Origin of the sequence: Marinomonas sp. (assembly GCF_039940335.1) — a bacterium.
Classification (GTDB): Bacteria; Pseudomonadota; Gammaproteobacteria; order Pseudomonadales; family Marinomonadaceae; genus Marinomonas.
Map to the genome: position 1 here is coordinate 126,684 of NZ_JBDVGW010000008.1, position 25,542 is coordinate 152,225.

At 44.2% G+C, this 25,542-nt stretch carries 20 protein-coding genes and 1 rRNA gene; 16 read left to right on the plus strand and 5 right to left on the minus strand.

The annotated features are described in order from the left end of the window. Nucleotides 1–46 precede the first annotated feature (46 nt). The 5 genes from ABJF92_RS05765 (at nt 47) to ABJF92_RS05785 (ending at nt 5,336) form a co-directional block, all read left to right on the plus strand. Nucleotides 47–907 carry a carbohydrate ABC transporter permease gene (locus tag ABJF92_RS05765; RefSeq protein WP_446814863.1) on the plus strand — a complete coding sequence of 287 codons (861 nt, stop codon included), beginning with the start codon at nt 47–49 and terminating at the stop codon, nt 905–907. Between the two features lie 10 nt (nt 908–917). Beyond that, nucleotides 918–1,748, plus strand: a complete 831-nt coding sequence (locus ABJF92_RS05770; RefSeq protein WP_446814864.1) for a carbohydrate ABC transporter permease — start codon at nt 918–920, stop codon at nt 1,746–1,748. A gap of 18 nt (nt 1,749–1,766) precedes the next feature. Further along, nucleotides 1,767–2,861 (plus strand): ABC transporter ATP-binding protein, encoded by a 1,095-nt coding sequence (locus ABJF92_RS05775; RefSeq protein ID WP_446814865.1) that lies wholly within the window; start codon nt 1,767–1,769, stop codon nt 2,859–2,861. A gap of 1 nt (nt 2,862) precedes the next feature. Beyond that, nucleotides 2,863–4,293: a mannitol dehydrogenase family protein gene (locus ABJF92_RS05780; protein WP_446814866.1), complete on the plus strand. Its 1,431-nt coding sequence runs from the start codon at nt 2,863–2,865 to the stop codon at nt 4,291–4,293. A gap of 143 nt (nt 4,294–4,436) precedes the next feature. Beyond that, complete coding sequence (locus ABJF92_RS05785; protein ID WP_446814867.1) at nt 4,437–5,336, plus strand: helix-turn-helix domain-containing protein; 900 nt, start codon at nt 4,437–4,439, stop codon at nt 5,334–5,336. Nucleotides 5,337–5,373: 37 nt separating this feature from the next. Here ABJF92_RS05785 and xylB read toward each other — a convergent pair whose 3' ends face one another. Continuing rightward, nucleotides 5,374–6,864 carry a xylulokinase gene (gene xylB / locus ABJF92_RS05790; RefSeq protein ID WP_446814868.1) on the minus strand — a complete coding sequence of 497 codons (1,491 nt, stop codon included), beginning with the start codon at nt 6,862–6,864 and terminating at the stop codon, nt 5,374–5,376. Between the two features lie 277 nt (nt 6,865–7,141). Here xylB and ABJF92_RS05795 point away from each other — a divergent pair, with 277 nt between their 5' ends. The 3 genes from ABJF92_RS05795 (at nt 7,142) to ygfZ (ending at nt 12,500) form a co-directional block, all read left to right on the plus strand. Continuing rightward, on the plus strand, nt 7,142–10,513 hold the full coding sequence (locus tag ABJF92_RS05795) for a PAS domain S-box protein (protein WP_446814869.1): 3,372 nt from the start codon (nt 7,142–7,144) through the stop codon (nt 10,511–10,513). Next, on the plus strand, nt 10,510–11,499 hold the full coding sequence (locus ABJF92_RS05800; RefSeq protein ID WP_446814870.1) for a response regulator: 990 nt from the start codon (nt 10,510–10,512) through the stop codon (nt 11,497–11,499). Before ABJF92_RS05795 ends, ABJF92_RS05800 begins: the two co-directional genes overlap by 4 nt. 92 nt (nt 11,500–11,591) lie before the next feature. After that, nucleotides 11,592–12,500, plus strand: coding sequence for a CAF17-like 4Fe-4S cluster assembly/insertion protein YgfZ (gene ygfZ / locus ABJF92_RS05805; RefSeq protein ID WP_446814871.1), 909 nt, complete (start codon nt 11,592–11,594; stop codon nt 12,498–12,500). Here the strand turns inward: ygfZ and ung are convergent. Next, entirely contained in the window at nt 12,492–13,196 is a 705-nt protein-coding gene (gene ung, locus ABJF92_RS05810) for a uracil-DNA glycosylase (protein ID WP_446814872.1), read from the minus strand. The two genes, ygfZ and ung, sit on opposite strands and share 9 nt — an antisense overlap. Further along, nucleotides 13,183–14,070 carry a phosphotransferase gene (locus tag ABJF92_RS05815; protein ID WP_446814873.1) on the minus strand — a complete coding sequence of 296 codons (888 nt, stop codon included), beginning with the start codon at nt 14,068–14,070 and terminating at the stop codon, nt 13,183–13,185. Before ABJF92_RS05815 ends, ung begins: the two co-directional genes overlap by 14 nt. Nucleotides 14,071–14,154: 84 nt before the next feature. On the opposite strand from ABJF92_RS05815, the gene hexR reads away from it, so the two are divergent. Together hexR and putP are read left to right on the plus strand one after the other, a co-directional pair. After that, a complete protein-coding gene (gene hexR / locus ABJF92_RS05820) occupies nt 14,155–15,018 on the plus strand; it encodes a transcriptional regulator HexR (protein WP_445977487.1) in 864 nt (287 codons plus the stop codon). A gap of 330 nt (nt 15,019–15,348) precedes the next feature. Next, a complete protein-coding gene (gene putP / locus ABJF92_RS05825; RefSeq protein ID WP_446814874.1) occupies nt 15,349–16,845 on the plus strand; it encodes a sodium/proline symporter PutP in 1,497 nt (498 codons plus the stop codon). Between the two features lie 155 nt (nt 16,846–17,000). Here putP and edd read toward each other — a convergent pair whose 3' ends face one another. Then, entirely contained in the window at nt 17,001–18,818 is a 1,818-nt protein-coding gene (edd, locus tag ABJF92_RS05830) for a phosphogluconate dehydratase (protein ID WP_446814875.1), read from the minus strand. 379 nt (nt 18,819–19,197) lie between these two features. On the opposite strand from edd, the gene gap reads away from it, so the two are divergent. From gap to ABJF92_RS05860, 6 genes are all read left to right on the plus strand, one after another. Then, nucleotides 19,198–20,211, plus strand: a complete 1,014-nt coding sequence (gene gap / locus ABJF92_RS05835) for a type I glyceraldehyde-3-phosphate dehydrogenase (RefSeq protein WP_446814876.1) — start codon at nt 19,198–19,200, stop codon at nt 20,209–20,211. An 80-nt stretch (nt 20,212–20,291) separates the two neighbouring features. Beyond that, a complete protein-coding gene (pyk, locus tag ABJF92_RS05840) occupies nt 20,292–21,737 on the plus strand; it encodes a pyruvate kinase (protein WP_446814877.1) in 1,446 nt (481 codons plus the stop codon). Between the two features lie 22 nt (nt 21,738–21,759). Next, nucleotides 21,760–22,215: a methylglyoxal synthase gene (locus ABJF92_RS05845; protein WP_446814878.1), complete on the plus strand. Its 456-nt coding sequence runs from the start codon at nt 21,760–21,762 to the stop codon at nt 22,213–22,215. A gap of 211 nt (nt 22,216–22,426) precedes the next feature. After that, nucleotides 22,427–22,918 carry a 5-(carboxyamino)imidazole ribonucleotide mutase gene (gene purE, locus ABJF92_RS05850; protein WP_446814879.1) on the plus strand — a complete coding sequence of 164 codons (492 nt, stop codon included), beginning with the start codon at nt 22,427–22,429 and terminating at the stop codon, nt 22,916–22,918. Beyond that, nucleotides 22,919–23,977, plus strand: coding sequence for a 5-(carboxyamino)imidazole ribonucleotide synthase (purK, locus tag ABJF92_RS05855; protein ID WP_446814880.1), 1,059 nt, complete (start codon nt 22,919–22,921; stop codon nt 23,975–23,977). Between the two features lie 226 nt (nt 23,978–24,203). Next, a complete protein-coding gene (locus tag ABJF92_RS05860) occupies nt 24,204–24,680 on the plus strand; it encodes an Lrp/AsnC family transcriptional regulator (protein ID WP_446814881.1) in 477 nt (158 codons plus the stop codon). Nucleotides 24,681–25,465: 785 nt separating this feature from the next. Here the strand turns inward: ABJF92_RS05860 and rrf are convergent. Then, a 5S ribosomal RNA gene (rrf, locus tag ABJF92_RS05865) occupies nt 25,466–25,542 on the minus strand; the annotation flags it as partial.

A 25,542-nucleotide genomic window follows, 5' to 3' on the forward strand; every position in this document is an offset into this window, starting at 1 on the left:
CCTCGTAGAAAGGCCAATCTCTCCGATTATAATAAGAGACAATACTATGAAGCGCTCAATTACTCGCTTATTAATGGCGCCCTCCGTCATATTACTTTTGGTTTGGATGATAGTTCCTCTATCCATGACCATTTATTTTTCCACAATACGATTCAATTTATTGTACCCAGGTCAAAATAACTTTGTGGGTTGGATGAACTTTGAGTTCTTCATCACAGACCCTGGTTTTATACCGGCCGTATCTAACACGCTCATATTGTTATTGTCTGTATTGATCGTTACGGTTGTTCTAGGCGTGGCTTTATCCGCCCTGATTGACAAGCCTTTTTTTGGTCAAAATATTGTTCGCGTATTATTAATTTCTCCGTTCTTTATCATGCCAACGGTTAACGCCTTGATTTGGAAAAACATGATGATGAACCCTGTTTACGGCATCTTTGCCTGGATATCCCAGAGCCTTGGTTTCGAACCAATAGACTGGCTGTCGGATTTCCCTCTAGGCTCCGTCATTATGATGGTGAGCTGGCAGTGGCTACCCTTTGCTGTGTTGGTTTTCGTAACCGCTTTGCAATCTCAAGACACAGAACAAAAAGAAGCAGCACAAATGGATGGCGCGACAGGCTGGCACATTTTCCGCTACCTGACTATTCCACATCTTGCTCGCCCTATTGCCGTGGTAATCATGATTGAAACGATTTTCTTGCTAGCAGTTTTCGCAGAAATCTTCGTATCCACAGGCGGTGGTCCAGGTTATGACAGTACCAACCTTGCGTACCTGATCTATAACCAAGCACTACTACAGTACGACGTAGGTGTAGCATCTGCAGGCGGTTTATTCGCTGTATTGCTTGCCAATATCGTTGCCTTCTTCCTAATTCGTGCCGTCGGCAAAAACCTAACGGTGTGAGGTAAATAAGATGACTCTTAATCAGCAACGTAAACTTAAAACATTTATTACTGGCCTATTTTCATGGCTGATCGCTTTGGTTCTTTTCTTCCCGATTTTCTGGATGTTTATTACTTCCTTTAAAACGGAATTACAGGCCATTGCCATTCCACCAACCCTGTTCTTTGAACCAACGTTGGATAACTTCGCAGTCGTGCAAGAACGCAGTAACTACTTGCACCACGCAATGAACTCAGTGATCACATCTTTTGGTTCTACCTTGATAGCACTGATCATTGCCGTACCAGCAGCTTACTCAATGGCTTTTTTCCCTGGTAAGAAAACCAAAGACATCTTGCTATGGATGCTTTCTACCAAAATGCTACCTGCGGTAGGTGTATTGGTCCCTATTTACATCCTTAGCCGTGATTTCGGATTACTGGATTCACGTACCGGTTTGGTCATTATCTTCACGCTAATGAACCTACCTATCATTATTTGGATGCTGTTCTCTTACTTCAAAGATTTGCCGAAAGAAATTCTAGAAGCGGCACGCATGGATGGAGCAACACCTTGGGATGAAATTGTTAAAGTTGTTCTTCCCCTATCTGTCGGTGGTATCGCCTCTACTGGTCTTTTGTCCATCGTATTATGTTGGAACGAAGCCTTTTGGTCTCTTAACTTAACGGCCTCAGAAGCGGCACCACTGACCGCTATGATTGCCTCTTACTCTAGCCCTGAAGGTTTATTCTGGGCGAAGCTATCCGCTGCTTCGACTCTGGCTTGTGCTCCGATCGTTGTGTTCGGTTGGTTCTGTCAAAAACAACTTGTCCAAGGCCTCACCTTCGGTGCCGTAAAATAATTATTAGGAAGATATCTTATGAGTTACTTAGCCATTACAGATTTGCAAAAACACTACGACAGCTACCATGCTTTGCGCGGTATTAACCTATCTATTACCGAAGGCGAGTTTGTTGTATTCGTTGGTCCATCAGGCTGTGGTAAATCCACTCTACTGCGCACCATCGCAGGATTAGAAAGCTCAACCGGCGGTACTATTGAACTAGACGGCCGTGATATCACTGAGCTTGCGTCCTCTAAACGTGACCTAGCAATGGTATTCCAGTCTTACGCTTTGTACCCACACATGACGGTTGCCGACAACTTATCTTTCGCCTTGCGTCTAGCAAAAGTGCCAGACGAAGAGATTAAAGAAAAAGTACGTTCTGTCTCCGCGTCTTTGCAACTTGATCCGTTACTAGAGCGTAAGCCAAAAGAACTCTCTGGTGGTCAACGTCAACGTGTTGCCATTGGTCGTGCGATTGTACGTCAACCAAAAGTTTTCTTGTTCGATGAGCCGTTATCTAACTTAGATGCTGCACTGCGTGTACAAATGCGTCTTGAGCTTGCTCGCCTACACAAAAAACTTGGCACAACCATGATTTATGTAACTCACGACCAAGTAGAAGCAATGACCTTGGCGGATCGCGTAGTCATCTTAAATGCAGGCCAGATCGAGCAAGTAGGTACGCCGCTTGAACTATACCGCAAGCCTAACAGCCGCTTTGTAGCAGAGTTCATTGGCACACCAAAAATGAACCTGATGCCAGTAGACAATGTTGTCCGTGAAGGCGAGACATTGAACCTGAAGTTACTTAACAGCCAAGTTGCTTTCCCTGCCAATCGCCTACCGGGTCAACTACCGAGCTCTGTGATCCTTGGTATTCGCCCAGAGCACATGTCTATAGTGCCAGAAGGCGGACAAATCTCGGGGGTAGTGGAATTGATTGAGCACTTAGGCTCCGAAGCTTACGCGCACATTCAACTAGACAGTGGTCAAACCGTCATAGTGAAAGCTTCTGCACGCAGCGAGCTAAAAGATGGCCAAGCCGTCAACCTTCTTATCGATGAAGCCGAAGTTATTTTGTTCAATGAAAATGACCGTGTTGTTTCTGTGATTCCTGAGGAAGCATAAGATGGCAAACTTTCTTCAAGCTACCGTCAATGCGGAGCAGCTGCTAGCACAAGACTATCAGCGTGAAGACATTACCGCCGGGGTGATTCACCTTGGCGTCGGTGCCTTCCACCGAGCACATCAGGCTGTCTATTTTGACCGCCTACTCGCTCAACCAGGTAACCAACATTGGGGATTAATTGGGGTAAATATTCGCCCTCAAGACAGCCAAGCGTTCACCCAGTTTGTTAACCAACAAGGTGAATACGTGCTAAAGACAATGGCGGCGGACGGCGCAACTCAATACGAGCACATTCGCTCCATCGTTGGTCAAATCGACGGTGCACAAGCCCCTGAAGAAGTTGATAAAGCAATGTCCGGTGCCAACATCCAATTGATTACGTCTACCGTAACCGAAGGTGGCTATTACCTAGACGAAAACCGTGCCTTAATGCTTGACCACCCTGCCATTAAAGGTGACATCGAAGGTGATCGAAACACTTTATACGCTTTTTTGTATGCAGGTTTAAAACTTCGCAGTCAAACGTCTAAAGCTAAAATCACCCTACTTTGCTGTGATAACTTACGCCATAATGGTGAGCTATTAGAAACCGGCTTAATGCAGTTCCTAACGGCTAAACAAGACAGTGAATTGGTTCAATGGGTAGAAGCAAACGTTTCTTTCCCGTGCTCAATGGTAGACCGCATCACTCCGAAGCCGAGCCCACAACACATGCAAGATGTGCAGCAGCGTTTTGGTGTAGCAGATGAAATGACGGTGATGGGTGAAGACTTTATCCAATGGGTTGTTGAAGACAACTTTTCTGGTGAAAAGCCCGCCTTGGAACAAGTTGGCGTTCAGTTGGTGAATAAAGTCGATCCTTTTGAAGAAGCTAAAATCCGCATTTTAAATGCTGGCCACACTTGCGTCACTTATCAAGCTGCATTGAAGGGCTTAAACTACTTTGATGAAGCCATGCGTGACGATGAGCTGCAACAATACTTTGCAGACTTTGTCAGCCAAGATGCTATCCCTGCATTGGGAGAATCTATTGTTGATTTAGTCCCTTATGCAAAAGTCATTGGTCAACGCTTTAGTAACAACAACATTGGCGATACGGTAGAACGGATCTGCTCTGACGGCTATGCCAAGTTCCCTATTTTTGTGTATCCAACCCTTGAAGCTATTTATCGTCAAGGTGGAACACCAAATAAGACAATTCAAGGCATTGCAAGTTGGTTTACCTTTATTCAATTAACGAAACAGGGTAAGTTAGCCACCCAATACCATGAGCCTAGCAGCCAAGCTGTTGCCGACTTCACATTTGATGACGCTGGCATAGCAGCATTTACAAACGACTCTTTCTTATGGGGCAACATTCCGACAGAGTTTCCCGATTTTGTCAGTAGACTTAATGAAGAAATCCAAACGAGCATGGCGAAATACAGCTGATCGTTTGAAATAATAGAAAATAAACACCAGTGGTGATACAACACATCACCACTTTTTTCTCTTTCATTATTCCTGATAAAAATAAGAAAACAGAATAAAAAGTATCATCGTGAAAACGGTAACACTTTGAGTGAGAGATTATTATGTCCAACACAGCTAAACGTATTACACCTGAATACGAAATCGCTGATGGCAGCGTTGAAACCATTCGCTATTTAGAGCATGGCTACCCAAGTGATTTAATTCGCTGGCATGCCCATGATGACTATGAACTGCATTTCATCGTCGACACTTCCGGCAAGGTATTTGTGGGAGATTACATTGGCAATTATTCTGCAGGTCAACTGATTTTGACAGGCCCACGCCTGCCTCATAATTGGGTTTGCCAAAATGATCAAGCGCCTGTAAAAGTACGCGACATGCTCATTCGCTTTGACCACGAATCCTTTTCAAATGGCATGAAAATTATTCCTGAGCTAGCGGAAATATTACCCATGCTCTCCAGAGCAAAATCTGGCATCGAATTCTTTGACATAGACCTTGAAAAACTTAAAAAGGTGTTTCACAGTGTGCGCGACTCCTCTGGCTTAGAGCGCATCATAAAAGCCTTACCGCTGTTACAAGAATTGGCACAAACACCCAATTATCGCTTACTCTCAACCGTTCAGATTGATTTAAAATCTAATGAATCTCTGCAACGTAAAATCAACACTGTTGTCGATCATGTGACGCAAAACTATAGCCAAGACATTAGCCTTTCGAGCGCGGCAAGCTTGGTAAACATGTCCGACAGCCACTTTTCGCGTTTTTTTAAGAAGGCCACTGGTAACCGTTTTATTGAATTCGTTAACCGTGTTCGTATTAGCCGAGCCTGTAGTCTATTAACAGAAACAGACCAACAAATTGCGAGTATTTGCTTCCAAGTTGGCTTTAACAACGTCGCAAACTTTAATCGTCGTTTTCATGAGTTAAAAGGGGTCACCCCTCGTGATTTCCGTGCGCAAAGTAACGCCCACATGGAAACGTCTGCTAGCCACGCCTAGCTAAACCGTTAGCACAAGTTAACGGTTTAGCATTCTCTTAATCTAGTAGTTGAGTCAATTGAGCGCTAAGCACTTTTGTTGACTGGTAAGCTTGCTGATAAAGCTGATATTTAGCCTGATAATAAACGGCCAAATTGGCTTCAGCAGTATGCGTCGCAATCACTTCAGGCAGGTTACAGTATTCCTTAATGAGAGATTCTAATGACTCTCCCTGTTGATGTTTATCTGCCAACAAGGCTAATCTCGCCGCCCCCAGCCCCGGCCCTACGGCGCCACCATCGCGATAATGCAGCGTTTTGTTTAATACATTTGCAATAATCTGTCGCCATTTAGCTGAACGAGCACCACCACCTATCAAAGACAAAGCGTCTACTGAGCTACCCGCTTCTGCCAGTGCGTTCTGGCAATCCAGCATGGAGAATGCGACACCTTCGAGTACCGACAACGTCATTTCTTCATGGGAGGTCTGATTGCTAAAACCGATAAATTGACCGCTTGCTTGAGGGTCGTTATGGGGTGTTCGTTCACCATTAATATAAGGTAAAAACAACAGCTTAGTTTTTTCCACCCCAGCTGTTTCAAGATTCATCAGAAGCTTTTCCACAGAGATATTAAGTAGCTTAGACAACCATGACAAAGAGTTCCCGGCACTTAGGGTGACGCCCATTTGATGCCAACGATCTGGCAAAGCATGACAAAAAGCATGTACCGTATGTTCTGGGCTCGCTCTATGTTGCTCGCTGACAGTAAAGTAGACCCCAGAGGTTCCCAGAGAGATAAAACCTTGACCCGGCTCGGTTACCCCCATGCCAACAGCACCCGCGGCATTGTCCCCTGCACCTGCCACTACAGGCACTTCTTTTAATCCCAAACGCTTGGCGACTTCAGCACTTAATTGACCCACAAACTGGCAACCTTCATAGACTTTGGGCATATTATCTTGGCTTAAGCCTGTAGCCGCTAATAGTGTGTCGTCCCATTGTCGAGTATTTGGGTTTAGCCATAAAGTACCCGCAGCATCAGAGCAATCTGTACTTAACTCTCCCGTTAAACAGTAGGCCAAGTAATCCTTAGGAAGCAACACATAGGCAAGCTTCTCAAACACTTCAGGTTCATGTTCTTTTAACCAGAGAATTTTTGGCGAGGTAAAGCCTGGCATAGCCAAATTACCAGAACGTTCAAGGAAATCAGGGCACTCATCCATTAGCTGCAAGCACTCTTGATGGCTTCGACCATCATTCCATAAAATACAAGGCCTTAAAATTTGACCGTCTTTGTCTAACAAGGTTGCTCCGTGCATTTGCCCCGATAGACCAATGGCTTTAAGAGGTGCTAAATCAATTTTCTCTTGCAGTAGCCTAATGACATCTTCACACGCTTGCCACCAGCTATTAGGGTTTTGCTCAGACCAGAGCGACCGCACAGATTCAACGGATAACGCAACCGTTTCTTGGGCTAACAACATCCCTCTCTCGTCGACGAGTACTCCTTTTAAACCCGAAGTACCAAGATCTAATCCTAAATACATAGTCGAAACACCCTTTCTTTATATTTATTGTCTGTTGGCGCCCCCGATTCACGAACACACGCCAGATAAACCTTGATGGTCGAAATTATTCACCAAAGAGTCAATAAGATTCATTAACTTACTCATTTTAGTATTAGAAAATACTAAAAAATAACCGATACCCTGAACCGAGCGGTGACTTTTTCGATTTTTTCGTACAACATAGGCGATTAGACTGATGATTTTGTGTCATTAGTTGTATTTATATTTTTTACTCTTTGATAAACGGCGCGTGTAGATGGATTGGATAGAAAGTTTTTTTGTGACGGGTGAAACACTACAGCAAGCGTCAATAATGGGTGACTACAACTATTGGCTGGTCGCGCTATCCATCGTATTAGCCGCTTTTGCGGCTTTTTTCTCTCTTCATTTTGCATCCGTCGCTAAGCACATCATACGAAAAAACTACAAGACTATTGCTATTCTTTCAGGCTCTCTGGTCATGGCGGGAGGCATATGGAGTATGCATTTCGTCGGGATGCTAGCTTATGATATGGGGCACTCTGTAGCCTACGATCCGCTGCTGACCTTTCTATCTGTCATTCCCAGTGTACTAGCGTCATATTTAACCTTAAGCATACTTATTCGGCCACGCCTCACGCCACTCCAACTTATTATGAGTGGTACTTTAGTGGGTGCAGGTATAGGTACTATGCACTACATGGGCATGGAAGCGATGGAAATGGATGTCACATTAAAATATGACCCATCATTGTTTATATTGTCCATCGTTGTCGCCGTTGTGTTGGCCATCGTTGCTTTATCGGTTCGGTATTATATTTCCCGCTATTGGCGCAACATCACTGAGAACTGGATTAATGCCATAAGCGCCTTAATCATGGGCTTTGCCATTTCTGGGATGCATTACACAGGCATGACCGGTGCTCGCTATATCATTGATGAACACAACACGATCGATCATAGCCTTCATCATAGCAACAGCGGAGACAGTAGCTATTTATCGATTGTCGTCGCGATTGTGACCTTATTACTGTCCATATTAGCCACCAACATCACTTCTCAATTACGCTACCGTCAGCTTTTATCCGAAAAAACGGCGAGTGAGCTTCGTTTAAATACCACTTTGGATACCGCTGTTGATGGCATTATTACTATTAACCACATCGGTTTAATTCAAGCTTTCAATGATGCGGCAGAAGTCATTTTTGGTTACCACGAGCAAGAAGTACTCAATAAGAACATTTCTATGCTGATGCCAAAGCCCTATCAAGACTCCCATGATGGCTATTTAGATTTGTATCAAAAAACCGGCAACAAGACAGTCATCGGCTCAGATCAAGAAGTTTTTGCTCTCCATAAGAACGGTCATACATTTCCTATTCGACTTGGGGTTGGGCAAGTCGAAATAGAAGGTGAGCCACCAATATTTGTTGGTTTTGTAACAGATATAACTCAACGCCGTGAAATGGAAGAAAAAATCCGTAAGAGTGAAGAGCAATACAGCTCTTTGATTAAAAACATCCCTGGGGCATCTTTTCGTTGTTTAATGGATGATACTTCTAAGGTACTTTTCCTCAGCGAGGCCATTGTTGATCTATCCGGCTGGCAAGTAGCCGATTTTTATAGTCATAAAATGAGTTTATTTGACTTAATTCACCCAGAGGATTATGAGCGGGTGAGCAACGTTATGCAGCAAGCAATGAAAGAGTGTCGTAGCTACACCGTCGAGTACCGCTTAATTCACAAAAATGGTCATCATATTTGGGTACTAGAAAATGGCTCTGTTGTGCCCAACGAAGAAAACTCTTCGAGCTGGGTTGATGGGGTTATCCTGGATATTTCTGAGCGCATTAAGATGGAAGAAGATTTGCGCCAAGCCAAAAACCGAGCAGAAGAATCCGCAGAGAGTAAAGCTGCGTTCTTAGCCAACATGAGTCATGAAATTCGCACACCAATGAATGCTATCATCGGCTTTTCCGATATCTTGCTAGAATCGGATATATCAATAGAGAACAAGAAACACCTCTCTACCATCAGCAAATCCGCACGGTCCTTACTGCATTTATTAAACGACATTCTCGACAGCGCCAAGCTCGATAAAAACAAGCTTGAAATTGATTACCAGCCCTTCCAGATGGTGCCTTTAATTGACTCAATCATCTCGACTTTATGGCTGCAAGCGAAAACCAAAGGTATCCAACTTAACTTTACGATTGATAACGTCATCGCGAGCACTTACTTAGGCGCAGAGCACCGGATTCGCCAAGTATTACTAAATCTAATAGGTAATGCGGTAAAGTTTACCGAGCATGGCCATGTCACCCTCAAGGTTACTAAACAGCCTGACCAGAGTATTCGCTTCGCCATTGAAGATACTGGTATTGGCATCCCTGAAGACCGTTTAAGTAGTATCTTTGACTCTTTTACTCAAGCTGACGCCTCTATGAGCCGACGCTTTGGTGGTACAGGCTTAGGCACAACGATTTCTCAACAATTAGTCAAACTGATGGGAGGGGAAATTCACGCCACCAGTCAAGTAGGCGTGGGGAGCTGCTTTTATTTTGATTTACCTTTAGAGGAAAGGGATGCCCCAGCACAGAAAAAGCCGACTTCGATTAGTATCATTCCACCTAAGCGAGTATTACTAGCGGATGATATTGAGCAGAACCTCACGCTTTTAAGCTTATTATTAAAACGTCAAAACCACGAAATTTACTTGGCTAATGATGGTTTAGAGGCAGTAGAGCAATACAAGTCCTTCAAGCCCGATATTATTTTGATGGATGTTCAAATGCCCAATATGGATGGCTTGACCGCAACTCAAGTCATCCGTTTATACGAAAAAGAAAATAATTTACCTACCACACCTATCATCGCCCTAACGGCAAGCGTGCTGTTAGAAGATCAGCTAGATGCGCAAAATGCTGGCATGACAGGGTTTGCCAGTAAGCCAATTGATATAAATGAACTTACCGCGGAGATGGCAAGAGTACTTGATGTTGAGCAGAGTTTTGTACGCGCAGGAACGGAAGTACAAGAAGATGAAGACTTAGGTAGAAGGCAGATTAGTTTTAATAAAGGCCTTAGCTTATGGGGCGATGAACAGCTTTACATGAGAGAGTTAAAACACTTTGCTAAACAGCATGAGAACCTAGCGTCAAACATTGAAAAACTTACCAAAACACAACACTTTGCAGACATTGGCCGACTCGCTCATGCTGCTAGAGGTGCCGCCAGTAACCTAGCACTCATTGAACTTAGCAACACACTCGCAGCCATTGAAACCTCCGTCCTAAATAGCGATAAAGCAAGCAATTCAGAACTAGTGGAAAAGCTGAGTAAAGACTTTAACTGCTTCAAAAAAGAACTAAACCTGTTGGCTGAAAAGCACCCGGAACCAGATGTCACAGATGCAGTTGAAGCTCCCTCAATTTCTGCACAAGAGTTACGTGACATAGTACTCGAACTCATTCAACTCACCACAGCAGGCGAAATTGACGACGATAAAACAGAATACCTAGTACAACAGGCACCTTCTTCTTTAAAAGGCCTCGCAATGGAAGTACAGAACGCTATTACAGATTTTGATTTCACTGAGGCCATTAATTTATTAGAGAAGTTAAGCGAAGCACTTAAGGATAAGACATGATAGAAAATCGAAATGTTCAAGCACGTATTCTTTTGGTAGATGACGAGCCTACCAACCTAAGAGTGCTTCGCCATGTCTTGCAAGACCACTATAAGTTATCCTTCGCCCGATCGGGACAAGATGCCCTTAAACTTGTCGAAAAAGAAGACATTGATCTGATTCTTCTAGACGTCATGATGCCGAACATGACGGGGCTTGAGGTCTGTACCCATTTAAAAAACAACCCGGATACGGCTGACATTCCCGTTATTTTTGTTACCGCTTTAAAGGAATCGGATGACGAAGAAAAAGGCTTTGAACTGGGCGCTGTGGACTATATTACCAAACCCATCATCCCCTCTTTAGTATTGGCTCGAGTCAAAAACCATTTGTCGCTCATTCGTGCTGCAACACTTGAACTTGCTCATATCGACCTTATTCAGCGTCTCGCCAGAGCCGCTGAATACAAAGACAATGAAACTGGCCTACACGTTCAAAGAATGAGCCGTTACACCAAAGAGCTTGCCCTTGCTTACGGCTATGATGAAGACTCAGCCCATGATCTAATGCAAGCGGCCCCAATGCATGACATTGGCAAAATTGGTATTCCAGATAAGATTCTTCTAAAACCAGGCCCGCTTACTGAAGAAGAGTTTGAAATCATGAAGTCTCACGCCACCATAGGCGCTCAGATTTTGTCGGACCCAAGCTCAAGACTGGTCGAGTTAGCTCACATGGTGGCCATTAGCCACCATGAAAAATGGGATGGTTCAGGCTACCCTTACAGCTTATCTGGCACAGATATTCCATTAGAAGGGCGTCTCGTTGCCATCACGGATGTATTTGATGCGCTTACCAGTACAAGACCTTATAAAGAAGCTTGGTCTGTGGAAGATGCAATGGATCAAATCATGTCTCAAAGTGGCAAACATTTTGACCCAGACCTTCCGCCACTGATGCAACAAATTTTACCCAAGTTACTTGCTATTAAAGCCGAATACTCTTAATTCACTTTCTTATCAAAGTGCGCTGCTTACTATTGAAAAAACAACAATAAACACCATAGTTAAGCCTACTATAGTTTACTGGACACATAGCCATGACAGCCACATCTGACGTTTTTGCACAGACACCATCTAACAAGATTATCGCTAAACAGACACACATCGGCGTACTAACAGTGAAAGGTAATGACGCAGAAAAGTTTCTACAAGGCCAACTGACTTGTGACCTAACAAAACTGAGCGATTCAAATGGCTTGTATGGGGCTGTCTGCAATGTAAAGGGCCGAATTATCAGTAATTTTTTCTTGCTCGGAAAGCAGCAAGATATCCTTATGGTCATGCCCCTCGATGTGTTAGAAAAAACCTTGAATCACCTTAAAAAATACGCTGTATTTTTTAAGGTAGAACTGACGAATAGCAGTACAGATTACGCCGTCAGCACTCATATCCAGGCCAGCGACGAATCAGCAACGAACAGTAAACTTGCGGAAACCTTCCCAGTGACGCAAGAGGAAGACCAACTAACATTGACATTGGCAAGCTACCCCATGCTGGTTGAGTGGTGCATCCAAAGCGCCCTTGAAGCTGAAATTATCGAGCAAGATGCTCATCTTGCGGAGCCAATGCAATTACTCATGGCTCGTCCACTGATCACAGAAGCACAAAGTGAAGAGACCTTACCTCAGTGGTTAAATATGCAAAGTAATGGCGGCATCAGCTTTACCAAGGGATGTTATACTGGCCAGGAAATTATTGCCCGCATGCAATATCGCGGCAAGTCAAAGAAACAATTGGCTTTAATCAGTTGGCAGGGAAAGATCGGCGATAGTCTTGATATTCTAGATGCTAACGAAAAAGTAATTGGTCATATTTTTAATCACGCAGCTATTGAGCAAAAACACATTGCTCAAGTGATCCTGAATATCACCACTGATGAAGTGGATACTGCGTTCTACATGGGCCAACCGGTTGACCTAGTGCAACTCCCCTACGGCTTAGACTAAGCAGAAATCAGGCTCGCTTATTTGCCAATCCACAGGAGATTTCCCAATCTCTTGCAAATAAGCGTTAGTTTTCGAGAAATGCTGACAACCAAAGAACCCACGATAAGCAGACAAAGGTGAAGGATGAACAGCTTCTAACACACAGTGTTTTTGACGATCAATGTGACGCCCTTTTTGCTGTGCGTAACTTCCCCACAAAAGAAACACCACCCCTTGATGATGGCCATTGATGCTTGCGATAATTGCATCCGTTAAAGCTTCCCAACCTTTATTTTGATGGGCTCCGGCCTTACTTTTTTCGACACTTAACACGCTATTGAGCAACAACACGCCCTGCTTAGCCCATTCTTCCAAATTGCCATGACTGGGAATTGAAAAACCGATATCAGCCTGCAACTCCTTGTAGATATTCACCAAAGATGGAGGCACTTTTGTGCCTTGAGTGACGGAAAAAGAAAGTCCATGAGCCTGACCGGCACCGTGATAAGGGTCTTGACCAAGAATCACCACTTTCACCTGCTCAAAAGGGGTGTAGTTGAGAGCATTGAAATACTCTTCCTTGCGGGGATAAATCACCTTCCCTTGGGCTTGCTCTACCTGTAAGAATCGCCAGAGTGTTTGTACGTAATCTTTATTCAGCTCTTCAACGAGCTTCTCATGCCAGTCGGCCGCTAAATTCATTTCATTCGTTTTCATTTAATAACTGCTTTACCTGAGGGGTATTTCTATATTGGTAGTAACTTTCCAAAAAGCTAGATGACTTACCTTGATGCAAATAATACAAGAGCAACCACGCCAACTCTCGTATCACATAAGCTTGACGATAATTATAGAGGCAAGCCGCAATATCACTGAAGTCCATCTTTTCATCATAGAACTGACATAATCGCTTAGCTAAAGATTCTGATAAATTATGAGACTGAACCACGACAGCTAAATCAAATAGTGGGTCCCCATGTCCGGCATATTCCCAATCAATTAACCAAGCCGTTTGACCATCCATCAAGACATTCTTGGGATTCACATCATTGTGGCACAAGGTGCTAGCAAGCGGAGATAGACTAGGCGTTAACGTCTGAAACCAAGACGTTAAAAACTGCCACTCTTTGGTCACCAAGTCATCGTTATTGACCACTTCTACAATTTGCTTAAGGTAGTGCTCGATCACCGCATAAACACAGTAACAGTGTTCATTAGGTTCCATGGAGTGGGTTTCAATAAGCAGATTGGCAAGGCGTTGGACGCTCATCGGATCGTGCGCTACTTGCCAACTTAAAGCAGGTTGCTCTACATACTGACTGACCAGTACTCCGTGTTCATCTTGCCATAACAAAGGTGGGGTAATTCCAAGCAGAGCAGCTTGTGTCACAGTGGCCAATTCCGCTCTACGACTGATAGCAAACTTATGCTCTTCAATCCCTGGTAACCTAAGCACTAATCTAGGCTCCCCCTGCCAGCCGATAAGGTAGCTGGTATTTGAGAAGCCATCCTCTAATTTTTTCGTGGATACTGAAACTTTGCTCGGTAAAAATTCAGCAATTCTAGTAATATACTCGCTTAGTGCGCTCATTTTTAATCATTTCATTGCCAGAACCTGAAGTGGCTGTCAGAATGAACAAGTGTATCCTCCGAGTCAATAGATTGAAGTAGATCAATGAATAAACACGAAGACATCATTCGTAAAATACAAGAACGATTAAGCACCCTTAGCAAGTCTGAACGTAAGGTGGCTGAAGCCATTTTAGCTGACCCAAAAACCACCATCCACTCGAGTATTGCCAAGTTAGCAGCGCGAGCGGAAGTCAGTGAGCCAACGGTCAATCGCTTCTGTCGAAGCCTCATTGGCAGTGGTTTTCCAGACTTCAAAGTATCTCTTGCCCAAAGTTTAGCGACTGGCACCCCTTATGTTAACTTAAACGTAGAGCCTGATGACGCTCCGGGCGCCGTGACCAGTAAGATCTTTGAAGCAGCGAAGAATAACTTAACGAGAGCGCAGGAAATACTCCCTGAGTCACTTATTAGCCGTGCTGTAGATGTTCTTGCTCAAGCCCGTCGTATTGAATTTTATGGTCTTGGTGCCTCAGGCCCAGTAGCCAAAGATGCACACCATAAATTCTTCCGTTTAAACATGCCTGTAGTCGCCTACACCGACATCCTAGTTCAACGCATGGCTGCCGCAGGAACACACCCAGGGGATGCCGTTGTAATCATCTCCTACACAGGACGTACCTTACCACTGATCGAAACCGCTCGCGTGGCACGAGAAGCTGGGGCATCTGTCATCGGCATCACCAACCCTGACTCACCATTGACTGAACATTGCTCTATTGTGTTACCGATAGAAGAGACAGAAGATACCGACATCTATACACCAATGAGTTCACGTATTGTTTACCTCACCTTAATAGATGCTCTGGCAACAGGAGTCTTGTTAAAACGCGGTCCTGAGTTCAACGCCCACCTTAAAAAGCTTAAGCTGAGCGTACAAGATACCCGCCTTCCTAAACCGGAAAAGTAACTCATCCTCCCAGTAAAGGCACTTTTAAGTGCCTTTACTTATTTCCGTCTACTTTTTGCAAAACTGACATTAGACCTTTAAAATTTGCGCCGCTTTTCTAAGGCGCGAGCTTTTTACAATTCTTAAAGAGTTTTTTGAAAGATATCCACGTCTTAGCCATTTAAAATTCTAGGTTAACCTGAAAAAACACAAACATTGGTGAAATATGTGTCATCTGGCTTCTGCCAGATAGCGTTTTTTGATCAGGTTAAATACAAAAATAAAAGCAGCATTTAAATTCGCTTGGCGCCTTATAGAGGCCCTCGAAACTTCAAATTGGAGAAAACAAGAATGATAGAAAGCAGTTACGCGATAAGCTTTACATTCCTAGCCTATCTAGTAGTTATGCTAGGAATTGGTCTTTACGCATACAAAAACACATCCAGCTCGGAAGATTACTTCCTTGGCGGACGCTCCCTAGGCCCATGGCCTACCGCGCTTTCAGCTGGCGCTTCAGACATGAGTGGCTGGTTGCTACTAGGTCTACCAGGTTATGCTTTTGCATCAGGCTTAGAATCAATTTGGCTTGCAGGTGGTTTGCTAATAGGTACTTGGCTAAACTGGCTAATTTGTGCCAAACGTCTTCGCACTTACAGTATCAAAGCAGACAACTCTCTTACCTTACCGGGCTTCCTTTCAAGCCGCTTCCAAGATAAGTCAAAAGCCATACAAACCATTTCCGCACTTTTCATTTTGCTTTTCTTCTTGTTTTACACAAGTTCAGGCTTAGTGGCTGGCGGTAAATTGTTTGAAACAGTCTTTGGCTTAGATTACACATACGCGGTCATTCTTGGCACGGTATGCGTAGTATCTTACACATTGTTTGGTGGCTTCCTAGCCGTAGCCTGGACAGACCTTATCCAAGGCTTAATGATGTCCGCAGCATTGGTAATCGTGCCACTCATTGCACTAGACGGCGGCTTTAGCCAACTGAGCGACACGCTAATGAGTAAAAATCCTGAGCTGCTAACCATCTGGAACGATGTGAAAGGTGAGCCGCTAAGCACGATTGGTATTATTTCATTAGTTGCCTGGGGCTTGGGTTACTTTGGCCAGCCACATATCTTGGCTCGTTTCAAAGCTGCACGCTCTAATAAAGATATTACTACCGCACGTCGTATCGCCGTTTCATGGACACTAATTTCCATGGCTGGCGCCTTGCTGATTGGTTTTGTGGGCATTGTCTATGTTGATGGCAACCTTGCTGGAAACCTAGCAGACGGTGAAAAGATCTTCATGGTGCTTGTTAATGCTGTTTTCCACCCTGTGGTGGCCGGTATTTTGTTAGCCGCAATTCTTGCCGCTATTATGAGTACAGCAGACTCTCAGCTGCTCGTATCTTCTTCTGCTTTGGCGGAAGACTTCTACAAGCAATTATTTAACAAGCAAGCGACTCAGAAACAAATTGTTAATGTTGGTCGCTTTGCCGTTATCGCAATCTCTATTCTGGCTTTGATCCTTGCTCTTAACCCAAAAAGCTCAGTTCTAGGTCTAGTATCTTATGCTTGGGCAGGCTTTGGGGCAGCATTCGGCCCAGCAATATTGATCAGTTTGTTCTGGCGTAACATGAACCGCAATGGCGCTCTAGCGGGTATCATTGTGGGTGGTGTGACCATCGTTGTTTGGAAACAACTTAGCGGCGGTTGGTTTGATGTGTATGAAATCGTGCCTGGCTTCATCCTATCTACCATTGCTATTATTATCGTCAGTGTGATGAGCGGCAAACCTGCAGAAGCCGTGACTCAATCATTCGATGATTATGAAGAAGCACTAAAAACTATGGATTAAGCACTCGCTTTCACCATAAAAAAGCTGAACTAAGTTAATTGGTTCAGCTTTTTTATGGCTTGTAGGTTTGCCGGCAAAATCTAGAGACAAAAAAAGGGGCTTGCTAAGCAAACCCCAAACACCATTACTAACATAAGGTTAGTAATCAGAGGAACTTATTCATCATTAAACAGGCTACAAGCGCCTTGCTCAGCACCGCTTACCAATAAACGGAATGCACTAAACAATTCACGCCCCATACCTTGATGAGAATTTGTTAAATCTTGAATTGCTGCTTCACGGTTAGCCAGCTCTTCATCAGAAATCAGTAGTGAAAGGCTACCTTCAACAGCGTCTAGTCGTACTAGGTCACCATCTTGAATCTTCGCAATCAAACCGCCTGCTAAGGCTTCAGGTGTTAAATGGATAGCGGCAGGCACCTTACCTGAAGCACCGGACATTCGACCATCCGTCACCAAAGCAACTTTGTAACCCTGATCTTGTAGGTTTCCGAGGAAAGGCGTGAGTTTGTGCAGCTCAGGCATACCTAGAGCTTTCGGGCCTTGGAAACGTACAACGGCGATACAGTCGCGCTTCAATTCACCGGAAGAAATCGCATCTGCCAACGCATTTTGCGAGTGGTAAACAGCAGCTGGCGCTTCGATAATACGGTTCTCTTCTTTCACCGCCGACACCTTGATCACAGCACGACCGATGTTACCTTTCAATAGGGATAAGCCTCCCTCTTTACTGAAAGGATTATCAATCGGACGAACTACATCTTCGTCTAAACTCTTCTGGGTGCCATCGCGCCATACAACAGTATCACCTTCTAAGAAAGGCTCTTTAGCGTAATGAGATAAGCCTTTACCCATGATGGTGTTTACATCTTCATGCAACAATCCACCTTTCAGTAACTGCTTAACAAGGAAAGCCATACCGCCAGCGGCGTGGAAGTGGTTAATATCCGCTTGGCCGTTGGGATAAATACGGGTCATCAACGGAACTGTTTTAGATAATTCTGCAAAGTCATCCCAAGTAACGATAATGCCAGCGGCACGGGCATAGGCCACAATGTGCATAGTGTGGTTAGTAGAACCACCTGTCGCTAATAGGCCAACGATAGAGTTCACAATGCTGCGCTCATCTACGATTTCATAGAGAGGGCGATAGTCACGCCCCAAAGCGGTAATCTTAGTAGAAAGTTGAGACGCGTATTTGGTAAGCGCTCCACGCAATGGATCCGTTGGGTTGACGAATGAAGAACCCGGCAACTGAAGCCCCATCATCTCAACCAAAAGCTGGTTTGAATTCGCCGTACCATAAAAAGTGCAAGTACCTGCACTGTGGTAAGAAGCAGACTCTGCTGCCAACAATTCATCACGAGACGCTTGACCCTGAGCAAAGCGCTGACGCACTGCTGCTTTCTCATTATTAGGAATACCTGATTGCATCGGCCCAGCTGGAATAAACAATGCTGGCAAGTGACCAAAACGCAAAGCGCCAATTAACAGTCCTGGAACGATTTTGTCACATATACCTAGATAAATAGCCGCATCAAACATATTGTGGGACAAAGCAATCGCTGCGCCTTGAGCGATATTATCACGGCTAAATAAGCTCAATTCCATACCATCTTGACCCTGCGTGACACCGTCACACATAGCAGGAACACCACCCGCAAACTGTGCCATCGACCCCATTTCTTGAACTGCTGAACGGATTTGATCTGGGTAGTTTTCATAAGGCTGATGCGCTGACAACATATCATTATAAGAAGAAATAATGCCGATGTTGGCTTCTTCCATTAACGTCAGTTTTTGCTTTTCTTGAGGCTGGCAGGCCGCAAAGCCGTGAGCTAAATTACCGCAAGATAAACTTCCACGGTGAGGCCCTTGCTCCTGTGCCTGCTTCATGTCCTTTAAATATTGCTGACGCAATATCTTGCTGCGCTCGATAATGTTATTGGTCACTTTAGTAACGATAGGGTTCATGACTGACTCCGTTATTGACTTAGTAGCTTCCACAGCCGATATGTATAGTATTTGTGTAATATTACTACATTTACATCTATTTTAATCTTATAAATAAATTTTTTTCCAAAAAAACGCAGTATTTTCGTAATTTATTTACAAAATAAGTCCCGGAATTCAAAATTCGTGTGATTAGACGTCCTTTTGTAACATTTATAATGTTAGTATAGGCCAAGATCGAATTATCAGATCATTTTTTGAGCAAAACTAGGGTTTTTCACACTAATCCTTGCTTAAAAAATTGCTTTTGTAGTATTTTTACTTAAAAGAATATATTTCCCGCTTTTTTTGCTTCGTTATGATGCAAATTTAGCATTTAGACAGAATTTTAGAGGTGAGTATGACTATCAAGGTAGCTATTAACGGTTACGGACGCATTGGCCGCAATACACTTAGAGCTTTATATGAATCAGGCAAGCGCGATCAAATCCAAGTTGTTGCAATCAATGACTTAGGTGACTCCAAAACCAATGCCCACCTTACCAAATACGATACTGTACATGGCCGTTTCTCAGAGGAAGTAACCTTTGATGACGAAGCCTTATACATCAATCAAGACAAAATTCGCACGTTCTCTGAGCGTAACCCAGCAGACCTTCCATGGGCCGAGCTTGGTGTTGATGTGGTTTATGAATGTACTGGTTTCTTTACTACCAAAGAAAAAGCCAGCGCACACATCACTGCAGGTGCAAAGAAAGTAATCATCTCAGCACCAGGTAAAGAAGTTGATGCAACAGTTGTTTACGGCGTAAACCAAGACGTTCTAACAGCAGACATGACCGTTATTTCTAACGCTTCTTGTACAACTAACTGTCTTGCTCCTATCGCTAAGCCTTTAAGCGACAAGCTAGGTATTGAAAGTGGTTTGATGACAACTATCCATGCTTATACTAACGATCAGCGTTTGTCAGACGTATACCACGAAGACCTATACCGTGCCCGTGCTGCTGCAATGAACATGATTCCAAGTAAAACAGGTGCTGCGGCGGCTGTAGGTCTCGTTGTTCCTGAGTTGGTTGGTAAGTTTGATGGTATGTCTGTACGTGTACCGACCATCAACGTTTCTTTGGTTGACCTAACTTTCTCAGCACCTCGCGAAACATCTATTGAAGAAATCAACAGCATCATTGAAGACGCCATTGCCGCTGATCCAGTATTAGCTCAAGTATTGTGCGTAAACAAAGAGCCGCTTGTTTCTTCTGACTTCAACCACAGCACTTACACCTCAAACTTTGATGCGACCCAAACTCGCGTGCAAGGTAAGTTGGTTAAGGTTATGGCTTGGTATGATAACGAGTGGGGCTTCTCGAACCGCATGTTAGACAATACCATTGCATTGATGAACGCAAAATAATCAATAACACGAAGGCTGCAGACGCAGCCTTCGTCGTATCTTATACTCTCTTTTAAGCACACTAATCTTTGGTAAATATAATGACTCGTAGAACTAAAATTGTTGCAACGTTAGGCCCAGCTTCTAGCTCACCAGAAATGATCGAAAAATTGATTTTGGCAGGAGCGAACGTTTTCCGACTTAACTTCTCTCACGGCCAACCTGAAGATCATATCAACCGAGCTGATGTTGTTCGTGCTATGGCAAAAAAGAACAACCGCCATGTTGCAATTCTTGGCGATCTACAAGGCCCTAAGATTCGTATTGCCCGCTTCAAAAACACTAAAGTAGAACTTGAAGACGGCGCAACCTTTATTCTAGATGTAGGTTTCGACAAAAATAACGGCGACGAAAAACGCGTTGGCATCGACTACCCACAACTTGCTGAAGATTCTGAACCTGGTAACGTCCTACTACTAGACGATGGCCGTGTTGTACTAGAAGTACTTGAAGTTAAAGGCACTGAAGTTATCACTAAAGTCTTAGTTGGTGGCGCATTGTCTAATAACAAAGGCATAAACCGTCAAGGTGGTGGACTTTCTGCTGCGGCGCTTACCGAAAAAGACAAAGCTGACATCATTACAGCCGCTGCACTAAAAGCTGACTACCTTGCTGTTTCTTTCCCACGTAGTGCTGCCGATCTTGAAGAAGCACGCTCTTTAGCACAAGCTGCTGGCCTAAGTGCAGGTATCGTTTCAAAAGTTGAGCGCGCTGAAGCCGTTGCTGATAACGAAACATTGGATGCTATCATCTTGGCTTCTGATGCTGTGATGGTTGCTCGTGGTGACCTAGGTGTTGAAATTGGTGATGCTGAGCTAATTGGTGTACAAAAACACATGATTAAGCGCTGCCGTCAGTTAAATCGCCCAGTGATCACTGCGACTCAAATGATGGAAACCATGATCACTAGCGCCATGCCAACTCGAGCAGAAGTATTTGACGTTGCCAACGCAGTACTCGATGGTACAGATGCCGTAATGCTTTCCGCAGAAACCGCTGCTGGTGCATACCCTGAAGAAGTTATTCACACGATGAATCGTGTATGTTTGGGCGCCGAAAAACAACCTGCAATTAAACGCTCTAAGCACCGTGTTGATGTGAAATTTGATAACGTTGATGAAGCCATTGCTATGTCGGCTATGTATGCAGCAAACCACCTTGAAGGTGTTAAAGCTATCATCAGCCTTACCGAGTCAGGAACAACACCTTTATTAATGTCTCGTATCAGCTCTGGTCTACCAATTTACGCATTGTCGCCTAACCAAGCAGCTTTAAACAAAGCCGCTTTATATCGTGGTGTGACGCCAGTGTCTTTCTCTTCAAAAGAGTACAATATCGATAACATTATTGCGGGATTAGTCAACCAAGTGAAATCTCTTGGTTATATCAATGACGGCGATTTAGTCATTGTTACGAAAGGTGACCACCTTGTCAGCTACGGCACAACCAATGCAATGAAAGTTGTAAAAGTTGGTGAAACAGACTAACTAGACCGTAAAGGACGCCATAATGCATATGAAAAAAACGGTTATGGCCGCCAAAAAGCGCATTGCGCTGGTGGCTCATGACAACATGAAAGCGGAACTTATCAAGTGGGCTAGGACTCATAAAGATAAACTAACTCCTCATGAACTTATGGCGACGGGCACAACTGGCAACATGATTCACAAAGAACTGGGAGTGCAAGTGAAAGCACTCATCAGTGGCCCTTTAGGCGGTGATCAGCAACTTGGCGGCATGATAGCAGAAGGTAAAATCGATATTCTTATCTTCTTCTGGGATCCTTTCGAGCCTATGCCTCACGACCCAGATATTAAAGCCCTATTACGAGTCGCAGCAGTTTGGAACATCCCCATTGCCTGTAGCGTCTCTTCGGCTAATTTCCTCGTCTCGTCTCCACTACTTGAAAGTGAGTTCGAGCGAGATATTCCGGACTATGACAAATACCTAAAAGAGCGACTTTAAAGTCGCTCTTTTTTTGACCAAACGGGCAGTTTAGAATTTACTCAACGCGCCTCTCAAGACTCGCTGTTTCCCACAAAATCCGCTATATTAGCGCCCTAATATTCCCGTGTAGACAAGCGTATTATTGCCTCTACCTAAGACGTCATCATTAAACATTTTAGCCCCTAACCTAATGCCGTTAGGCTGAATGAAGATCAACAGGAGATATGTTTTGCAAGCAAAAGTAGCCCTAATAATGGGATCTAAAAGCGACTGGAGCACAATGGAAGGCGCTGCCGAAATCATGGACAAACTTGGCGTGAGCTATCATGTTGAAGTTGTTTCTGCTCACAGAACCCCTGTTAAGCTTGCTGAATTTGCTGAAAGCGCTGTAGAGAAAGGCTTTGAAGTCATTATTGGTGGTGCCGGCGGTGCGGCACACTTACCGGGTATGGTCGCTGCACACACTCGCCTACCTGTATTGGGTGTGCCAGTACAAAGTAAAGCACTCAATGGCATGGACAGCTTACTATCCATCGCACAAATGCCAAAAGGTGTTGCTGTTGGCACCCTAGCCATTGGTACCGCGGGTGCTTTCAACGCTGGTTTACTTGCCTGTCAGATACTTGCTAATTCTAACCCTGAATTAGCACAAAAGATCGAGGCATTCAGAGCTGAGCAAACCGCTACTGTATTATCTAACCCAGATCCACGGGAGGCCTAAATGTCAACATTATGGGTTCTTGGAGCTGGTCAACTTGGCGCCATGTTAAAACAAGCTGGCACACCGCTAGGATTAGACATTCGACCCGTTGATATCGAGACGGATGAAGTCCTACCACTTGCTGAGGATGATATTGTCACCGCTGAACGTGAAGAGTGGCCAGAAACTGCGGCCACCAAACAACTCGCAACGCACAAAAACTTCGTCAACCTAGACACCTTCCCACAACTTGCTGACCGTTTAACTCAAAAGCAGTGGTTAGATCGATTAGAGCTGGCTACCGCGCCTTGGTTTCCTGTTGAGAAAGATACCGACGCAGACTACGCCTACCAAACTCTAGGGGAACGTGTACTCATGAAACGTCGTCGTGGTGGCTATGACGGTAAGGGCCAATACTGGCTAAAACAAGCAGATAAGACTGCCATTCCTGATGACTGGAAAGGCCTAGCCATTGCCGAGCAAGCCATCAATTTTGATGAAGAGGTTTCCTTAGTCGGTGTACGAGGTAAAAACGGTGAAAAATACTTTTACCCGTTAACCCTTAACCTGCACATTAATGGGATCCTCTACGCTTCCATCTCTCCGCTAAAACGTCTAGACCAGTACCAATCCAAAGCAGAAGCCATGCTTGGTAAACTTATGGATGCTTTAGATTACGTGGGTGTTATGGCAATGGAATGTTTCCGTGTGGGCGATGAGCTACTGATCAACGAGCTTGCGCCTCGAGTACACAACAGTGGACACTGGAGCCAAGCTGGTGCAAGCACATGCCAGTTTGAAAACCATGTTCGTGCCGTAACAAACTTACCCCTAGCGCCAGTACAAGTTAAAAACCGAAGCATGATGGTTAACCTAATTGGAGTCGGTGTTGACTACCAATGGCTAAACATTAAAGCCTTAGAATTATACTGGTATAAAAAAGAAGTTCGTCCCGGCCGCAAGGTGGGCCACTTAAACTTTTGCTCTGCAGACATCAGTGTTTTAAAAGAAGGGCTAACACAGCTAAAGCTTCCTGCCCCTTACCCTGAAGCACTAGCTTGGCTAGAGAAAAACCTATAAACCGCAAAACACAAAAACTACTCAAAAATCATTTTTGAGTAGTTTTTCTCTCTCTCTTATTGAAAACCCGTCAATTGTGTAAACAAAAAGCATGAAATTATGCACTTTTTCGTCATAATGAGCGGTTTTGATCTTGTTTCATTCAAAAAAGACATTATTCTAGGTTACATAAATTTATAATTATAAAAATTACTGCGTAACTACTGCGTAGGTAAGGACCTCTTGAATGAATAATCTTGAACTCGACAGCTATGACTGGCGACTGCTAAGTGCACTTCAAAGCAACGCACGACTGTCAAATGTTGCCCTATCTGAGCAAGTTAACCTGTCCCCTTCACAGTGCTCAAGAAGGCTACAAAGACTAGAACAAAGCAACATGGTAGAAGCTTATGTGACACAACTAAACGCTCGCCAACTTGGCTACCAAGTCACGGCTTTTGTTAACGTCACACTCAATAAAAACATTCCTAATGCGAGCCAAACCTTCCAGCTTGCGATAGACAACATGCCTACTATACTAGAGTGTTACTCAGTGAGCGGTGACTCTGACTTCTGGTTAAAAACCATCAGTGAAGACCTACCTTCACTCTCAACCTTCCTCACAGAGTCTCTAGCAGGCTTAGAAGTCGTTAGAGACTTAACCTCAACACTTGTCCTAGACCGCGTCAAAAACTCTCCAGCAATCCCTCTACCACAAGACTAACGATGATTGGGATCCGTGGAAATCAGACTGTTTTTGTAGGTTCGGCTTTAGCCGAAGGCGGAATTGATAACAATCAAGCGCAAACATGCAATCCAAAGATTAACCCAAATATCTTCAGTCACCGCGGCTAATGAAAAACTTACGTTATCGTCAACATGATTTCCGCGTCAGCCTGAAGGCGGACCTACGGTTTATTATCAGTATAAGTCAGGCTGGTTTTGTAGGTTCGGCTTTAGCCGAAGGCGGAATTGATGGCAATCAAGCGCAAACATGCACTCCAAAGATTAACTAAAACATCATTGGTAAGCGTGGTTCCTGTGGAACCATTTCCGCATAAATGCGAACCTACAATTGGTAATCAGCATAAAATGCGCTAATTCTGTAGGTTCGGCTTTAGCCGAAGGCGGAATTGATAACAATCAAGCGCAATCATGTAATCCAGAGATTAACCCAAACATCCTCAGTAACCGTGGTTCCTACGGAACCATTTCCGCATAAATGCGTACCTACAGTTGGTCAGCTGAATTAATTGGATGTGTTGCTTTGAAGGAGGGAAGGTTGTGGATTTGTATTTACGCTGACGCGTCGAGGCACGAGACAGGCGCAAGTAAATGGAAGACCACAACCTGCGTTGTGCCAACGCCTCAGAACGAAAAAACCCTGATAGCAACTAAGCTATCAGGGTTTCTCTTAATTTAAAGCTAGACGACGACCTGCTCTCACATGCGTGTCTGCAATAAAAAACCCCACACAGCGTTGGCTATGTGGGGTTCTCGTATAATTAAGCTTGACGACGACCTACTCTCACATGGGATCCCCCACACTACCATCGGCGATGGCGCTTTTCACTTCTGAGTTCGGG

Excerpts from the sequence above, each read along its gene's own strand:
- ung (WP_446814872.1), bottom strand. The coding sequence starts at position 13,196 with ATGAAAACGAATGAAATGAATTTAGCGGCCGACTGGCATGAGAAGCTC.
- ABJF92_RS05860 (WP_446814881.1), top strand. The coding sequence starts at position 24,204 with ATGAATAATCTTGAACTCGACAGCTATGACTGGCGACTGCTAAGTGCA.
- hexR (WP_445977487.1), top strand. The coding sequence starts at position 14,155 with ATGAATAAACACGAAGACATCATTCGTAAAATACAAGAACGATTAAGC.
- ABJF92_RS05775 (WP_446814865.1), top strand. The coding sequence starts at position 1,767 with ATGAGTTACTTAGCCATTACAGATTTGCAAAAACACTACGACAGCTAC.
- ABJF92_RS05780 (WP_446814866.1), top strand. The coding sequence starts at position 2,863 with ATGGCAAACTTTCTTCAAGCTACCGTCAATGCGGAGCAGCTGCTAGCA.
- ABJF92_RS05785 (WP_446814867.1), top strand. The coding sequence starts at position 4,437 with ATGTCCAACACAGCTAAACGTATTACACCTGAATACGAAATCGCTGAT.
- purK (WP_446814880.1), top strand. The coding sequence starts at position 22,919 with ATGTCAACATTATGGGTTCTTGGAGCTGGTCAACTTGGCGCCATGTTA.
- xylB (WP_446814868.1), bottom strand. The coding sequence starts at position 6,864 with ATGTATTTAGGATTAGATCTTGGTACTTCGGGTTTAAAAGGAGTACTC.
- ABJF92_RS05845 (WP_446814878.1), top strand. The coding sequence starts at position 21,760 with ATGCATATGAAAAAAACGGTTATGGCCGCCAAAAAGCGCATTGCGCTG.
- ABJF92_RS05795 (WP_446814869.1), top strand. The coding sequence starts at position 7,142 with ATGGATTGGATAGAAAGTTTTTTTGTGACGGGTGAAACACTACAGCAA.
- putP (WP_446814874.1), top strand. The coding sequence starts at position 15,349 with ATGATAGAAAGCAGTTACGCGATAAGCTTTACATTCCTAGCCTATCTA.
- ABJF92_RS05765 (WP_446814863.1), top strand. The coding sequence starts at position 47 with ATGAAGCGCTCAATTACTCGCTTATTAATGGCGCCCTCCGTCATATTA.
- ABJF92_RS05815 (WP_446814873.1), bottom strand. The coding sequence starts at position 14,070 with ATGAGCGCACTAAGCGAGTATATTACTAGAATTGCTGAATTTTTACCG.
- ABJF92_RS05800 (WP_446814870.1), top strand. The coding sequence starts at position 10,510 with ATGATAGAAAATCGAAATGTTCAAGCACGTATTCTTTTGGTAGATGAC.
- gap (WP_446814876.1), top strand. The coding sequence starts at position 19,198 with ATGACTATCAAGGTAGCTATTAACGGTTACGGACGCATTGGCCGCAAT.
- edd (WP_446814875.1), bottom strand. The coding sequence starts at position 18,818 with ATGAACCCTATCGTTACTAAAGTGACCAATAACATTATCGAGCGCAGC.
- ABJF92_RS05770 (WP_446814864.1), top strand. The coding sequence starts at position 918 with ATGACTCTTAATCAGCAACGTAAACTTAAAACATTTATTACTGGCCTA.
- ygfZ (WP_446814871.1), top strand. The coding sequence starts at position 11,592 with ATGACAGCCACATCTGACGTTTTTGCACAGACACCATCTAACAAGATT.
- pyk (WP_446814877.1), top strand. The coding sequence starts at position 20,292 with ATGACTCGTAGAACTAAAATTGTTGCAACGTTAGGCCCAGCTTCTAGC.